The 15,464-nt window shown below is 52.2% G+C and carries 10 protein-coding genes and 1 pseudogene; 4 read left to right on the forward strand and 7 right to left on the reverse strand.

The genetic code is table 11. The features are described from left to right. Window positions 1–411 (forward strand): annotated as a pseudogene (locus DMP08_RS10265) (N-acetylmuramoyl-L-alanine amidase family protein); the annotation flags it as partial. 20 nt (window positions 412–431) lie between these two features. After that, window positions 432–1,541 (forward strand): glycosyltransferase, encoded by a 1,110-nt coding sequence (locus tag DMP08_RS10270; RefSeq protein ID WP_123192799.1) that lies wholly within the window; start codon window positions 432–434, stop codon window positions 1,539–1,541. Window positions 1,542–1,587: 46 nt separating this feature from the next. Here the strand turns inward: DMP08_RS10270 and DMP08_RS10275 are convergent, their stop codons facing one another. Beyond that, window positions 1,588–2,556, reverse strand: coding sequence for an LCP family protein (locus tag DMP08_RS10275; RefSeq protein WP_123192800.1), 969 nt, complete (start codon window positions 2,554–2,556; stop codon window positions 1,588–1,590). 107 nt (window positions 2,557–2,663) lie between these two features. After that, window positions 2,664–3,635, reverse strand: a complete 972-nt coding sequence (locus DMP08_RS10280) for an LCP family protein (RefSeq protein ID WP_244596936.1) — start codon at window positions 3,633–3,635, stop codon at window positions 2,664–2,666. 417 nt (window positions 3,636–4,052) lie between these two features. Here DMP08_RS10280 and DMP08_RS10285 point away from each other — a divergent pair, with 417 nt between their 5' ends. Next, window positions 4,053–6,074, forward strand: coding sequence for a DUF6541 family protein (locus tag DMP08_RS10285; protein ID WP_123192802.1), 2,022 nt, complete (start codon window positions 4,053–4,055; stop codon window positions 6,072–6,074). Window positions 6,075–6,102: 28 nt separating this feature from the next. On the opposite strand, the gene DMP08_RS10290 is transcribed toward DMP08_RS10285, so the two are convergent. From DMP08_RS10290 to DMP08_RS10305, 3 genes are all read right to left on the reverse strand, one after another. Beyond that, window positions 6,103–6,321 (reverse strand): hypothetical protein, encoded by a 219-nt coding sequence (locus DMP08_RS10290; protein WP_148042355.1) that lies wholly within the window; start codon window positions 6,319–6,321, stop codon window positions 6,103–6,105. Window positions 6,322–6,803: 482 nt separating this feature from the next. Further along, entirely contained in the window at window positions 6,804–8,018 is a 1,215-nt protein-coding gene (locus DMP08_RS12390; RefSeq protein WP_148042356.1) for a DHHW family protein, read from the reverse strand. A gap of 9 nt (window positions 8,019–8,027) precedes the next feature. After that, a complete protein-coding gene (locus DMP08_RS10305) occupies window positions 8,028–9,551 on the reverse strand; it encodes an MBOAT family O-acyltransferase (protein WP_123192806.1) in 1,524 nt (507 codons plus the stop codon). Window positions 9,552–9,970: 419 nt separating this feature from the next. Between DMP08_RS10305 and DMP08_RS10310 the strand changes: the two genes are divergently transcribed. Next, the gene (locus DMP08_RS10310; protein ID WP_123192807.1) at window positions 9,971–12,580 is read left to right on the forward strand and encodes a CDP-glycerol glycerophosphotransferase family protein; all 2,610 of its coding nucleotides are present in this window, start codon (window positions 9,971–9,973) and stop codon (window positions 12,578–12,580) included. Window positions 12,581–12,639: 59 nt separating this feature from the next. Here DMP08_RS10310 and DMP08_RS10315 read toward each other — a convergent pair whose 3' ends face one another. Both DMP08_RS10315 and DMP08_RS10320 read right to left on the reverse strand, forming a co-directional pair. Beyond that, entirely contained in the window at window positions 12,640–14,217 is a 1,578-nt protein-coding gene (locus tag DMP08_RS10315; RefSeq protein WP_123192808.1) for a glycosyltransferase family 2 protein, read from the reverse strand. Window positions 14,218–14,247: 30 nt separating this feature from the next. Then, window positions 14,248–15,462, reverse strand: coding sequence for a CDP-glycerol glycerophosphotransferase family protein (locus DMP08_RS10320; protein ID WP_123192809.1), 1,215 nt, complete (start codon window positions 15,460–15,462; stop codon window positions 14,248–14,250). Window positions 15,463–15,464: the final 2 nt, after the last annotated feature.

Raw genomic sequence — 15,464 nt, forward strand, 5'->3', positions numbered from 1 at the left:
TACCTGTCCGGCTCCGGCGCCATGCAGACCGGCTGGCTCAAGCAGGGCGGGACGTGGTACTGGCTCGACCCCGAGTCCGGCAGGATGGCCACGGGCTGGGCGAAGACGCCGGACGGGACGTGGTACTACCTGGAAGGCTCGGGCGCCATGCGCGCGGGCGGCTGGCTCAAGGACGGAGCCTCCTGGTACTACCTGTCAGCCTCCGGCGCCATGCAGACCGGCTGGCTCAAGCAGGGCGGGACGTGGTACTGGCTCGACCCCGAGTCCGGCAGGATGGTAACAGGTTGGCTCCAAGACCGAGATACATGGTACTATCTTGACCCTTCAACAGGTGCCATGGCTACAGGCAGCGTCGTCATCGATGAGACACGGTACGTATTCGACGCCTCGGGCGCATGCACCAATCGCTAACGAGAGAAGGAAAGACCCTCATGTATAACGCGAACAACGAGCTGGTCTCCGTTATTGTCCCCATTTTCAACGCAGGGCCGTATCTTGAACAATGCCTGGACAGCATCCTGGCGCAAACGCATCGCAACCTTGGAGTTATCTGCCTAAACGACGGCAGCACGGACGACTCGCTGAAGACCATGCAAGCCTATGCGAAAAAAGACAGCCGCGTGCGCGTGATCGACAAGCAAAACGAAGGGTACGGAGCAACGTGCAACCGCGGTCTGCAAGAAGCAACCGGCACCTGGATCTCCATCGTGGAGCCCGATGACTGGATCGAGTCCGGCATGTATGCCGACATGCTCGCATTCGCCAACGGGTTCAACAAGAAACTCGACATCGTGAAAACCCCCTATTGGCGCATCTGGATGCCCGACACGCCTGAGCAGCGCAAGCTGAACTGCAGCTACCGCAGCCGCATCAAGCCGTCGCGCCAGCCCTTCGCCATACGAGAAGCAGCTCACTTGCTCTCTCATCACCCGTCCATCTGGTCAGCCGTCTATCGTAAAAGCTTCCTGGACGATCGGGGCATACGTTTCCGCGAATACCCCGGCGCTGGTTGGGCCGACAACCCGTTCCTGTTGGAAACCCTATGCCAGACCGACCGCATCGGATACCTGGATACGCCCTACTACTGCTATCGCGAGGAAACGCCGGAAAAATCGAAGGCGTTCGCCCTCAACAACACGATGCTGCCCTTCGCGCGCTGGAACGACATGATGGACGTTCTGGAAAACCTGCACGTCCACGACGAAAGCATCTTGCGTGCTCATAACAGCCGCGGATTCACGTACCTGGGAGGGGTTCTGGAAGAGGTGCATCTCGACAATCCAGAGCTGCGAACGGAAGCAGCCTCCATGTTCGCACGCATGGACGCCAACCTGGTGCTATCCGATCCGGAAATATCTCCCGGCAGCAAGCGCTTGTTCGCGGAGCTCCGCGGTTTGCCCGACCCTAATCCAAGCAAGTTCCCCTACGCATGGAGCCTCGTGAAGCAAGGCTGCTACAACCTCAAAAACGTCGGGCCCGCATTTACCTGGAAAACGTTGCGTGAATACGTGGCAAAGAAAAGCGACCGAGAAGGACGGTAGCCGTCCTTCTCGGTCGCTTCGACCACCCTTCGTCAAGTAAAGGGGTTTAGTTCTTGGCGATGATCTGAGGCAAAGGAACTACGGCGGTGGGATCCTCTCCCGCCTCGACAGCCTGGATGACTTGCTTCCACGCAGCCTCGTCGCGCGTAGCGAGCCATATCCCGCCGGCCGCCTCGTCGATATCGCCGCTGTACGGCCCCGTGCCAGACACGAATGTGATCTTATCCGCATTCGCAGCAAAATCCGTCACGATTCTAGCCAAATCTTCAGCAGGCCAATTCGTGCTCGCATTGGACACGAGCGCCTGCACGTGTGCCGCCGCTCCCGCAGGGTCAGCCGCTACTTTCTTAATGCCAACCTCCACTAATTGGCGATCCTGGATCTGGCGACAAGCATCCTGATCAACCTCGTATACCTTACGAGAACGCGCCAAGACAAGCGATTCCGCGCCGTCGAGATCCTGCGCGCCCGCAGACAGCGAGATTTTGTTGCCGGACACGATATCCTGCAACCCCATATCGATAGGCACATTCGCTGTCAGCCCGCCAAGCTCGTTCACGAATTTCTCGAACTGAACGAAACTCATATCCATATAGTACAAAGGAGAAACACCCGTGAGCAATTTGACCTGGTGCAAAGTTTCTTCAATGCCGGCAGCATGATAGGCCTCGTTGAACTTCATGGTCTGTCCATTAAGCGAGATAGCCGTATCGCGAGGAATCGTGACGATCCCCACTTGATAGGTAGCAGGGTCGACGCGCACAAGCATCGTAGTGTCCGACCGACCGGATCCGTCCGAATAATCGGGTTTGTCGATTTCGACAGTCCCAGTACGCGAGTCGTTGCCCACCACCAGCACGTAGAACGGCTGGTCCATGCGCGTATCGCCCACATCCTGCATCAATTGAACATCCGTTGGCTCAGGCTCCTTCGTCTCGCTTTGCTGACATCCGACCAGCGAGAATGCGAGAGCCGCACACCCCAGAAGCGCGACAGCCTTCTTCTTGATACTCATATAATTCCACCCTTCGTACAAGCAACCGGATCAGGTTATCACTCTATGCCCTTTCGAGCGAGATACTTTTCACCTTCGTTTCACGACGCCTCAAATTCTTCGCCGACTCATTCGGGAACGATCGCTGTCGCGTTCACATCCATTCCCTCAGGATTCCCGCCAGAATCAACCACCGCCATAAGATCAGCCCATCCTTGCGGATTCTCGTAGCACAGCCATATTCCGCCTGCGCTTTCGCTAATGTCCCCCTTGTCCGGACCCGAGCAACTGTACATGACCGGCGCGCTCGACCCTTTCGAAAAAGCCAAAGCAAGCGACACTATATCGCCAGTCTTCATGTCCGTGCCAACGTACGAGGCCAGATCCAGCACCGTGCCCGGAAGCTCGTAAGCGGGCCGATCGAGAACTTTCTTCACGATAGCCATGGCCAACGACCTCACATTGTTTTGACGATGAGCATCTTGGTCAGTAACGTACTCGTGCCGCGCGCGAGCAAATATCTGCGCTTGCTGCCCGGTAATGGTCTGAACTCCTGGAGAAACGGTGACCTTCTCGCCCGTAAGAGCGTCCTTGTACGACAGCTCCACATCCACGTTCACTGTCACGCCGCCCAACTTATCAACAAGGGATTGAAGCTCGGAAAAATGAATCTCGGCATAATGGGAGACGGGAACGCCCGCTATCCTGGAAACTGCCTTGATGGAAGCGGCAGCTCCTCCTATGTTGTACACTTCGTTAACCTTGACGATTCTGCCGTCATCGAGCGTATACGGCGTATCGCGCGGGATAGACACCATAGTGACTTGGTTTGCGCGAGCATCCACGCGCAGCAAAATCATCACATCGGAGCGCTGATTACCGCCCGACTCCGCCTCTTTGCTGGACGTACCAGATCCTTCACGCGAGTCCGAACCCAGCACAAGCGCGTAAAACGGCTGATCGGCCACGCTAGGGGCAAGCGCCTCATCCACAGAAGCATCTTGCTCGGAACCCATGGACAGAGCGTTGTCAAGCGCCGACGAATACCAAGCCGCGTAGCCGCCCGTCGCGCAAACGACCGCCAACAGAATCGCAAGCACGCACAAGGAGATACGCTGTGCGATCCTCCTCCGCTTTCGCTTCTTTATGTAGTCGGGATATAGAACTCGGGCATTCGGTCGATACGCAGGCATCAGCGCTTGGCGCGAGGTTCCCCGCGAAGCACGCGAAGATTCTTCGAGCCGACGCTCTTCTTGAGCGCGATTCAACCCCGGAGATCCAGTCGCCATCCGGTACTGCGCCCTCTTCGACCCGCTGTCCGAACCAGACAAGCACGCACCCCTCTCACATTTCCCGATGACCGACGAACCATAATAGCATGGGGATCCTTGCTGGTTTTCGTTTTGGATACAGTCTCCAAAACGAAAAGAGCAGACAGGACCCATGGGAGCATCTATAATGGCTGTTTATCTCACCTATTCCGACGATCGAGACCGAACGCCCCAAGGAGTCCCGTCATGTGGTTTACGCTTGCCCTTGCCATCTTGGCTTACGCCATCGTGCTGTACGTACCCGGCTTCATGCTTGCACGAGCATTCTCGATCGATCGGTTTGCCGCTGCCGCTATTGCTCCCGCGCTATCCATCTTCGTCTTTACGGTGCTAGGCATTGTACTTTTCGAACTGGACATCACGTCCTCCGGATCCGGCCTGCTTGCAATGACGACGGGCATCTGCCTAATCGCGATGCTCGGCGCGAGGTACCTGAGAAAAGTTCGGGGCGTTGATAATCGGGAATGCCTCGCAGCAGTTGACGACGCCAAAGAAGCATGCAAGACGGCAGCCCTTTATCTGGCCGTGGCCTTCGCGATCGCAACCCTAACGTTCCTTTTGCCCATCGATGGTCCGGAGTCGTTCTCTAGAAACGACGACACCACCGTGCATCTTTCCGTAGTGCGTTCGTTTCTAGACACGGGAACTTACTCCACCCTCCATATCAGTTCGTATTTAGCGCAAAATCCCGATGCATGGTATTATCCGGCCGGATGGCACGTTGTAACAGCCGTTGTCGCATCGCTATTCGACAACAATGTCGCACTGGCCGCGAATGCTTCGGTCGCAACGTTCGTCGTTATCGTGTTTCCTCTGGGCATGTGCCTATTGCTCTTGAAGCTCTTCGGACAACGCAAACGCACCGTTTTGGCAGGGTCGCTCTTTACCGTGGCGTTCTGCGGGTTCCCTTGGGGATTCATCGTATTCGGTCAGCTATTTTCGAACATGGTCTCGTTCATGCTCATACCCTTGGCGTTCGTCCCCCTCGCAGAGGCAATCGAGGCGAAGCGCACGTCCGATAAGCTCAAACTTGCCGCAGTATCGGCCATAGGACTCGTAGCCGTTGCGCTTTGTCAGCCAAACGGAGCATTCACATTCGGAATCTGGGGCGTGCTTTACTGCGTGAATCGAATCTTTTACGCACCCGACAGCGAACAGCCGAACCTATCTCGCAAGCGCATTGCAGGCGGGGTCGCGCTTTTCGCCGCAGCATGCACCACCTGGGCGATCCTATACTTCGCGCCTTTCATGCAAACCGTTGTCCAATACACTTGGAAAGCGACCTTGTCTCCTGCGGTGGCGCTTGCAAGCGGCCTAAGCTTCATGTTTACGTCCAGAGGCGGCGTACAGCCTTTCCTCAGCATCGTCGTACTTGCCGGCATTATCTACACGTGCAAGAACAAGCGGTACCTCTGGCTTAGCGTAGCTTATGCGTTCGCCTTGTTATCGTACCTTGTCAGCGTATCGACCGATGGCGTGTTCAAGCATGTGATTGCCGGGTTCTGGTACACCGACTACCACCGTTTGGGCGCCATGGCCGCGTTCTTCGCCATACCCCTTGCCGCCTTAGGGTTCTCTTGGATGTTGAAAGCCTTAAAAACCTGGTTAGGGCGCATTCTCAAAGGCAGTTCAACAGACATGAACGCCGGCCTGTCCCTAGGCATGCTGCTCGTATTGTTTGCGGTCTGCCAGTTCTTTCCCGGCAACATGAAACTAACCGAAAAGGCAGACTTGACAGCAGGCTTGACGAAAATCCGCAGCGAAGTATCCGCTCGCTATTCCTGGGACCGCATTCTAACCGGGGAGGAAGACGCGTTCATCAAGAAAGTCATGGGCACGATTCCCGAAAACGCGCTTGTAATCAACGTACCGAGCGATGGCAGCTGCTGGAGCTACGGGGTGGAAGGAATCAACACGTACTTCCGCCGTTCGGCGAACACCGGCATGAGCGGAGCGGAAGACAGCAAGATCATCCGAACGCAACTGCGCGACATCAGCACATCCGACGAAGTGCGCAGCACTGTAAATCGACTGGATGCACGTTATATCCTTATGCTGGACGAAATCGCAAGCAGCAACCGCACGATCACCGGCATGCGCTACAAGGAAGAAAACTGGGCAGGCATCGAATCCATCGACGAGAACACCCCCGGCTTCACGCTCCTTATGAGCGAGGGGGACATGCGGCTGTACGAGATCGATCGATAGGAATACGAGCAAAACATGGAACAAAGCTTTAACGAGCGAAGTCTCGCATTCCCAGAAATCCCTCCACATCATTGGGAAGCGAAAACTGCAAAGGGCGCCGGGGCATCTTCGCGACAAGGCTGAGCGCCTCAAGCCTGGAAACATACTTTCTCGGCATCTGCTTTCCTAGCTCTACACCACGCGAAAGATCGTCCAAGTCGGCCGCCCCAAACATCCCGAACAGTTCATATTGCGTCATCGCGAACATGACGCACGTTTCCTTTTCCGAAAGCTCGAATTTCGACGCTAGCGCATCCATGTTGTCAACAACAACATCGAGCGCGGCTTCGCTCCCCTTTACTCATAGAGCTCTCGGCCAATCTGAACGCCCTGTAATAGACAGCGAGACTTTGCGCTCAACCCTTAAAGCACGCTCGCAAATCACGGTTGATTCTCTTGGCACTGCCCACGAACAATCCACCATCGTGCGTCTCGATGCCAATGTCGAACGAAGAAGGCATGGACCTTCGACGGGAAGCCCACTCATCAAGCCACTTATACCCATCGGATGCGTTGCTCATGTAAAACAGCTTTGACAGTTCCTTGTGCTCTATAATGGCTCAAATATAATTAATTCCATAATCTTTTTAGCCTTATTTATACCAAATGCGGGAAAGTATAAATAAGGCTATGAGGGATCAAGACCTTATTTATACTTTCAGTTGATTACTATTATCAGAGTTCCTGCGATCAATTCATGAAGTTTGCCATACCCTTGCTCGTAAGCGTAGGAGTGGACACAATCAGCACAACGTCTTTAACGGAATTCTCGGCCAGAAAATCGCTGAGGGTTCCTTTGTATTTGCGTGGATCCAGTACAAAAGTTTTATGGTACGTAGATGCCAGCATGGGAACGCAAGGGGTCGCAAACGAGTCCCCGATAACAAGCAAGTTGTCGGCTTCGGGACGCGATGCGTTCACATACACCTTGCGCGCGATATCCGACCCAAAGAATTGACCGTACGCGTCGAACTTCGCTTTCCCCTCTTCCAGCTCCTTGTCAACGTAAGCTTCCCGCTTGTTAGGCTCGACCACCTTGCCCGATACGTAAACGGAATACTCCGGATACGGCAACTCCATATCCATCATCGTATCTGCCACTTCAACGATCAATCCTCCACGAGCATACGAACCGTAGCAATCGTAATACGAACTGCATTCCCCCTGAAGCAAAACATCGTTTCCAAGCGCACGGGCTATAGAGCTGTAGCCCCGGTACGCCCCTTTAATATTCCAATGATGATCGGATACAGAAAAATACTCCAGGTATTCTTCTGTATCCGAATAGACGTCTTCGCAAGAAATAACCGATCCGGAAAGATGCTTAGAGTAGTTTTCGTCGATGTACGCACGTCCTTCAGCATTAGACACCACGTCGAACAACGGGTTCGCATCGCTTGTAAACCCCCGATCCGGAACAAATGAAACAAAGCGAATTTCCGGGCAAGCTTCAGCAATTGCAGAATACGACCTTGCAGTATCCTGTAATTCAAGGGCGCGACCATCTGATTGCTTTGACGGAACGGGAAACAGCGCTTTATCAAGAACAGAAAAGCAATACTCCGACCCATAGAACGTAGGATAAAGATCATACCCAAATCCCTTAGCCGACAGCTCTATCAGGGATCTCTCGATCGAAGCGTTGGCCAGCATAACCTTTTCACGTGCCGGAAAGCTGTCGCGACAATACGATTCGACATCTTCCTGAAAACTGGCGTCTAGGTAAGATTCGACCGAGGGCAAGGGCAGCTTCATCAAGGAACGCCCCTCTAAATATGATCTCGTGCCGTTGTCTGCAACCTGCGGGAGCGCGTCTGTTTTGTCAAGAAATTTATATCCAAAGACCGCACAACAAACAAGGATAATCGCCGATACAAAAAGAACGTTCTGTATTTTGCGCAACATTTCCCCACCTTAAAACTGAAAATAAATAAACGGGCTATATCCACCCGAAACTATCGACATTACGCAAAGTGCAAATATCCCAAACAGGAGAAAATCGCCAAAAGCAACCACAACCGAGGCGATTCGCTGGCTTGCAACCGGCGCATTCGCCGAGATGTCAAAGTTCGCAATCGGAGCCGCATCGCTTCCCTTCGAAGGAGCGCTTTCCCCTGAGAATCGCTCACCTTGCAGAGCGCATTGCAAACGAAGACGAACCCAGGGAACAACAGGCAGCGAAGCTATCGTCGCAACAACAAACAAAGGCAAATAGGCCCACAGAGAAAGCTCCCAGAAAGTCGACGTTCCCAATAACCCATTCGCACCGAAGAGAGCGGCGAAATACTGAGCGAGGTGATTAGGGTCGGATATCCAGAACAAGCACCATCCTAAAACAAATACAAGCACGGTATACAGATGCTGTAGGAAAGCAGGCAGTTTCTGCAGCAAATCACTTATAACGAATTTCTCAACCACAAGCAAAACGCCATAGTAGACACCCCACAGTACGAAATTCCAAGCAGCACCGTGCCACAATCCCGTCACAGCCCACACAACGCCAAGATTGAATATCTGACGAGGAACAGCACATCTACTTCCCCCTAGCGGGATGTAGATGTAATCACGGAAAAACGACGATAGCGACATATGCCAACGGCGCCAGAATTCTGTAACGCTTTTTGAAATATAGGGATAGTTAAAATTGCGCAAGTACTGAAAACCAAACATGCGCCCCAGCCCAATAGCCATATCGGAATAACCTGAGAAATCGAAGAACAACTGAAAAGAATACGCGAGCAAGCCTCCCCATGCGCCAATCGCTCCGATATCAGAAGGAGACGAAGCCAGCATGCTATTAGCCAATAAGGCCAGGTTGTCGGCGATCAGTACCTTTTTTCCCAAGCCGATTACAAACAAACGCAAGCCGCTCGCGAACCCCTCGAGCGTTTCCTTACGGTTTTCAACCTGGTCCTCGATAGTCTCATAGCGCACAATTGGACCAGCAATGAGTTGAGGGAACATGGCGATATACATGCCGAGGTTCAGCAGGCTCTTTTGTCGACGCACCTTGCCCCAGTACACATCCACGATATAGGAAACAGCTTGGAGAGTAAAAAACGAAATGCCGATAGGCAGGGGCAATTCCAAATCAGGAACAAGCTGACCGCCAACAAGCATATTGATATTAGTCGCGAGAAAGCTCTCGTATTTGAAAAAGCCCAGAATGAGCAAGTTGAGCACAAGTCCTACCACGAGAACAAACCGTGCTTGACGCTTCCTATCCCGAGAGAGATACCTTGAGATTCCAATGCCAACAAGCCAGTTGAACGCTATGGAGCACATCATCAAAAGGACGTAAGCAGGCTCGCCCCAAGAGTAGAAAGCTAAAGATGCTATAAGGACGATGACATTCCGCGCCCTTCGGGGGGAAGCGAAATAAGCGGCCAAAACAATCGGAAAGAACAAGAACAGGAACACTGCACTAGAAAAAACCACGCATACCCCTTAAACGACCAGATAAAACAACCTAAGCAACCAGTAAATTTGACTAAACCACTTTTAACGCTGGCACAAAGATAAAACTCGCCTGCTCCTATCGGCCACATGCGGCCCCGCCCAAAACGCACTGAAAGAAGCAGGCAGGCAACCATCGGCCAACTTGCCCCATTGCCGGTAGAAGAATATCATAAGCACGACCTTTTCGCTCATATGGGAGCAAGACACACCACCAAGCAAAGACAAGAGGGACGTACCACAGCTGATCTCCCTCTTTCTCAACAGCAGCAATTCAATGTGCTAGAATCAAGAAAACATGTCAAAATAATGCAGTTCAAAACCTCTGCATCTTGCGAGGGCGATTGCGGCCAATGGAGTTTTCTGCTGCATAGGTAGTCACTGCACATGCGGAGGGAATAATGGGATCATTCGAAGCCAGATTAAAGAAAAAGCTGTTTAAGAAAGCTAAGGCCGTACTCCCCGATTCAGCGGTGATGAGAATACAGCGCCATCGCCTCGAGAAAACCGGAATAACCCCCCTTAAACCCGGATCTTACACGCCAGAAAGCAGCTACGCAGTCGTATCGGCGATCTACAATGTCGCCCCCTACCTCAATGACTTTTTCAACAGTCTCATGTCGCAGACGATAAATCCTACAGCACTTCGAATCATAGCCGTAGATGACGGGTCCACCGATTCCTCACCCGACGTCGTACGCTCATGGCAAGAAAAGCACCCCGGACGGATTGAGTACGTTCGCAAGGAGAACGGCGGACAGGCAAGCGCTCGCAACCTCGGCATGTCGATGACGAACGATTTCGAATGGGTGACTTTCATCGATCCAGATGACTTCGTATCCCACGACTACTTCGAACAGGTGGATAAAGCCACCCGTACACATGAGAATTTAAAAATGATATCCTGCAAACTTGTCTTCTACCAAGAGAAAACCCAGCGACTTCAAGACTCCCATCCTCTTGACTACCGGTTTGGAAAAGAAGCCCGCTTCTATAACGTGCAAGATGACAATCATCCCATGCAGCTATCAATGAGCACGGCATTCTTCAAAACGAACGAGATAAGGAAAACGGGCATCAGAGTTAGCGAAATAATTCGACCGAGTTTCGAGGATGCCCATTTCGTGAATCGATATCTTCTGAGCTTGGACTGCGGAACGCTAGCTTTTTGCCCCGAACCAAAGTATTACTATCGAAAGAGAAGCGTCGGAACATCGACCCTCGACGGGTCGTGGTCGACTTCGGACAAGCTTCTCATCGAAACGAAATACGGCGTGCTTGACCTACTCAAATACGCTCAAGACACAAAGAAATACGTCCCTAGATACATCCAAGATACGGTCCTCTATCATCTTACCTGGTATTTCAAGTGGTTCGTCGGTCACAAAGAAAGATCCGAGCACTTCATAAACAACGGGTCGGCAAGAGAGTTTCATCTCCTTCTGAAGCAAATATTTTCTTACATCGCAGAAGATTCGGTAGATCGCATCCAAGGCTCTCTGCTAAGGTTCGAATGGAAGAAAGCCATCTTGGAAAAATACAAGTCCGTCCCTTCCTCTCATCATACAGCGTACGTCGAACTGGTGCGTCCATCTTGTAAAACGATCCTCGTAAGAACAAGTGATCCGAAAATCGAATTATTCGCAGGAGGGGAGCGGCTAAGCCCTATCGAAACCAAGCGCTGCAACGTGGATTTCCTCGGAGAAACCCTCCTGCAAACCTTCCATAGCTGGTATCGATACGATGACACGACGCGCGACAGTCGTCTGTCATATCATGCAGCCGCCCATAAGCCCATGAAGCTGACGGTACGGGCGAAGCAATACCCCGATTCAGTTGAAATATCCACCCTAGTCAACACATTCACGGCAAACTGGTCGCATTACCCACAGGATGGCTCTTGGATTATCATGGACAGAGATACGCAAGCTGATGACAACGCTGAACACTTCTACCGCTATATGATGCGCAAGCATCCCGAACAGAAGTGTTATTTTACCTTAAGAAAAACATCGACAGATTGGAGCAGGCTCGAGAAAGAAGGCTTCCTCCTGCTTGATTTCGGCTCCAAAGATCACGAAAATGCACTTAAGCGATGCTCCAAGATTGTCAGTAGTCATGCTGATGGATTTGTCCATTCTTACTTTAAGGACAACTTCCACCAGTCTAAGGACTTCATTTTTTTACAACACGGAATCACCAAAGATGATATATCTCCTTGGATCAATGGAAAACCTATATCCATCTTCTGTACCGCGACGAGACAGGAGCGACTGTCGATCTGCGGGGACGGGTCGCCCTATTCGCTTGCGCCCCGCCAAACCGTCCTTACAGGATTCCCCCGACACGATGAGTTGCTCAAGCAAGCCTACACGAGGCAAGACACAATCCTCATCATGCCTACTTGGAGGCGCTCTCTTGCGGGGGACACCAACGGGAAAGGAAACATACGTGAAATCCATTCGGAATTCGCCAATTCCGAATACAAAACAGTATGGGAGAGTTTTCTCAACAGTGAAAAGCTAAAGGCGATCAGCGATGAAACTAGTACGCGCATCGTGTTCTACCCCCATGCCAATTTTGCTCCATACCTGGAAAACGGATTTTTCACGTTACCGAGCTATGTTGAGATCGCCTCAAATACAGCAGGGGATTCGATACAGGACCTCTTTGGAAGAGCGAAGGTGGCGATTACAGACTACTCCTCGATCGCATTCGATGTGGCGTATCTGAAAAAAACCTGCCTCTACTATCAATTCGACAAAGAAGACTTCTTTTCTGGAATGCAAGCTTACGCCAAGGGCTACTTCGACTATGAACGCGACGGGTTTGGACCGGTAGCGTACACTGAAGCCGACTTGCTCAGCGAACTAGAGGCTCTTGCTTCTTGCGATTTCCAACCGCAAGAGCCCTATAAATCCCGCATCGAAAACACGTTCCCTTTCAGGGACGGACGTTGCTGCGAACGCGTGTATGAAGCTATCAAAAAGCTGGACGATATCCCCAATTAACCCAACAACCTTCGCCAATGGATCAAACGCTGCGGATTGAATGCTTGCTGTTGCATCTTTCAATCCGCAGCAACAAGCATTGCCTTCCCTTCTTCTGACAAGAGCACTTTAAAAACCCGGCCTCCGAGGATGACGCTTCGCCCGTCCAGCAATACGCCATCTCCAACGACTTGCGTACTGCCGCACGCAAGTACATTCTTGATAGACCATTTATCAAGGTAACAGTTCCGCCTGTATCCACGAGTATTTATCTGCAAGCATAGCCTGAGCTTGCTAGCTCCCAGCATGGAAATCCAGCCTAAAATGGGTTTTAAGGTCCCTTTGCACTTCCATCTAAGCATCGTTTCTATTGACGCAACGCTCCCGACCGAAGATATTTCACATGGCAAAGATGCCCTCCATAATCCATGTCCATCTTTGCATATCAAGAGCATCTTCGCATCTTTCATCCAGGAACAAGGAACGCCGTCAACCATCAAGCATCCTGAAAAATCAATCTCGCCATCTGAAGCAAACTCAAACGACTCTAAAGCGCAACTAACTTGAACCCCTTCGGTTATATCGGAACGCGGAACATTACGAACATGCGAAAGCCGACCAAAAAGCCGTCCTCTCCTACTGTCGAAACAGGCGGAACCCACTCCACTCGAAACAGCCCCAACAACTCTATCGAGATCCTCGTACGAACCGAAGAAGAACGAGTCCAATACAAGACGCTTCTCTACTGGGCAAGTTCGGTAAACTTGTTCAACGTAATAGGATTTAAACAGCTCTTTGACCCTGTCATAGCTCTCACGAGAAGGCTCGCCCTTCCCCATGCTCGCGATCATTTCAAATACATCTCGCCTGAACAAACGCCGCATCAGAGCTGCACTGCGCTGCTCATCTGTCGTATTTTCATCAATAAATGCCATGAGCGCTTCGTACGATCTTACATTGGATTCCCAATCATTCCATATAGAAAGCGAAGCATTTTCCCCCTGGGACAGCGCTGCGTTTCGAAGACTCACAAAACAATAGTCGTAGTCGGAGGCAACCGAAACAACGTCAGCCAGGCACATTGCAGGAACGACAACGTGCAGATCCTCAGGCATCCCTTCCTCGAAGAAACGAAGATCGTTTTCCAAAAGAAGTGAACGACGGAACAGCTTTAGAGGTCCAAGAGACCACATAACTTTCGAACGGTACACATCGACTTTTTGCTGGTCATGAGTGAACATTGATTTTGGCACTTCGCGGCCATTCGCACCAGCAAGTTTTACCAAGAGCACATCCGAGCGCCATTCTCGCGCATGCTCCAACATTTTTGAAACCGCATGCTCATTGAACCAGTCGTCAGCATCGAGAAAGAAAACGAACTCTCCCCTGGCCTTGCTCAAAGCCACGTTTCTAGGGCGAGCCGGAGAGCCCGATGGCGCCGTCAGACGCTCCGCAACAATAAGATCCGGATAAGAGGCCGCAAAACGGCAGACCTCCTCCCAAGATTCATCATTCGAGCAATCGTCGACTACGATCACTTCCATGCGTTTCGCATCGTAGCTTTGGCCAACAACAGAATCCAAGGTCCTCGTCAGCTCGGGCATCGCATTGTACGCCGGTATCAAAATACTGATATCAACGGCAGGTTTCAAACCCATTGCCGAACCACCGCCCTCACTATTTCAACCCTACAGACTATCGTCCAAGACAGCTTGAATTATCCTGTCCGTCGCATGTCCGTCGCATGCGCTCATGAAGCGCTGGCGAAACTGCGCCACACGCTCTTTGTCGAAACGCTGCTCGATATGTTGCAAATACTCGATCATCGGTTCGTTCTCGCAGAACACCGGGCCTGGAGTCAAGTCTTCATACTCGTAATAAAACCCTCGCCAATCATCGTATTCTTCCTTATCGTACGCGAAAAACACCATAGGCCGTTCGAAAAGAGAGTATTCGAACACAAGGGAGGAGTAGTCGGATATGCAAACGTCAGCAGCAATCAAAGCGTCCTCGATCATTACGGAATCCGAAACATCAAACGCAAACGACGCGCATCCCGTCGGAATTGCAGGACGCTCTTTAACGAAAGGATGATGCTTCACCAGCAGCACCCACTCGTCCCCGAACGCTTCGCGAAACGCCTCGACATCAAGCCGATCGGGACCCAGAGCCTTCGACACGCGCCCCCTGAACGTAGGGGCGTACAGCATCACTTTCTTATCTTGCATGCGCGGCACAGCCTTTCGCACGCGCAAGCGGGCCTCCGAAAGAAACGCCTCGTCGAAAAACACGTCCGTCCTGCTCACACCCAAAGGCCTAATGATCTCTTGGCGGCCTTCCAACACCATGGCCTCGGCATACGCCCACGCCACCTCAGGACTGCTTACCGTCACCAGCGATAAGTTCCCGTAGAACGGATGTCGTAAAATCTGCTCGCGCGAGCCCCCGAACTCAAGATCAGCCGTGCTCATGCCCCACTTCTTGAATGCGCCGCACGCATGCCATAGCTGCACCACCCGAGTCTCGGGCCTCAACGCCACGCAACTCACCACATCGGAGGCATCATTCAAAAACACGCATCGCGCTGTGGCAATCTGCCTCAGAGCATCGGCGCAATTCGCTAAGTACTGCATCCGGGAAACGCGATGCTGCCCTAAAGAGACATACAGGACATCGAAGCGCGGATCGGCATCCAGCCGATCCATAAGAAGGCGGAAGCTATCCGGGACTTCCTGTTGCTTCGATTCCAAGAACACCACTTTGCGCGGATCGACAGGATCCTTCGCAGCCCGGGCATACGCGAACGGAAGCAAAAGGCCCAGCGTCACATCCTTCACGAAGCCCTTTGCGATATCTTTCGCCCCACTGGCCGCGCTCTTCCTCTGAGCGCTCACATCACTCATGA

The sequence above is a fragment of the Paraeggerthella hongkongensis genome (genome assembly GCF_003726035.1).
GTDB lineage: Bacteria > Actinomycetota > Coriobacteriia > Coriobacteriales > Eggerthellaceae > Paraeggerthella > Paraeggerthella hongkongensis.

What these genes read in the sequence shown, in the direction of transcription:
- DMP08_RS10270 (WP_123192799.1), top strand. Translation starts at nt 432, where the DNA reads ATGTATAACGCGAACAACGAGCTGGTCTCCGTTATTGTCCCCATTTTC.
- DMP08_RS10275 (WP_123192800.1), bottom strand. Translation starts at nt 2,556, where the DNA reads ATGAGTATCAAGAAGAAGGCTGTCGCGCTTCTGGGGTGTGCGGCTCTC.
- DMP08_RS10310 (WP_123192807.1), top strand. Translation starts at nt 9,971, where the DNA reads ATGGGATCATTCGAAGCCAGATTAAAGAAAAAGCTGTTTAAGAAAGCT.
- DMP08_RS10315 (WP_123192808.1), bottom strand. Translation starts at nt 14,217, where the DNA reads ATGGGTTTGAAACCTGCCGTTGATATCAGTATTTTGATACCGGCGTAC.
- DMP08_RS10320 (WP_123192809.1), bottom strand. Translation starts at nt 15,462, where the DNA reads ATGAGTGATGTGAGCGCTCAGAGGAAGAGCGCGGCCAGTGGGGCGAAA.
- DMP08_RS12390 (WP_148042356.1), bottom strand. Translation starts at nt 8,018, where the DNA reads ATGTTGCGCAAAATACAGAACGTTCTTTTTGTATCGGCGATTATCCTT.
- DMP08_RS10290 (WP_148042355.1), bottom strand. Translation starts at nt 6,321, where the DNA reads ATGTTCGCGATGACGCAATATGAACTGTTCGGGATGTTTGGGGCGGCC.
- DMP08_RS10285 (WP_123192802.1), top strand. Translation starts at nt 4,053, where the DNA reads ATGTGGTTTACGCTTGCCCTTGCCATCTTGGCTTACGCCATCGTGCTG.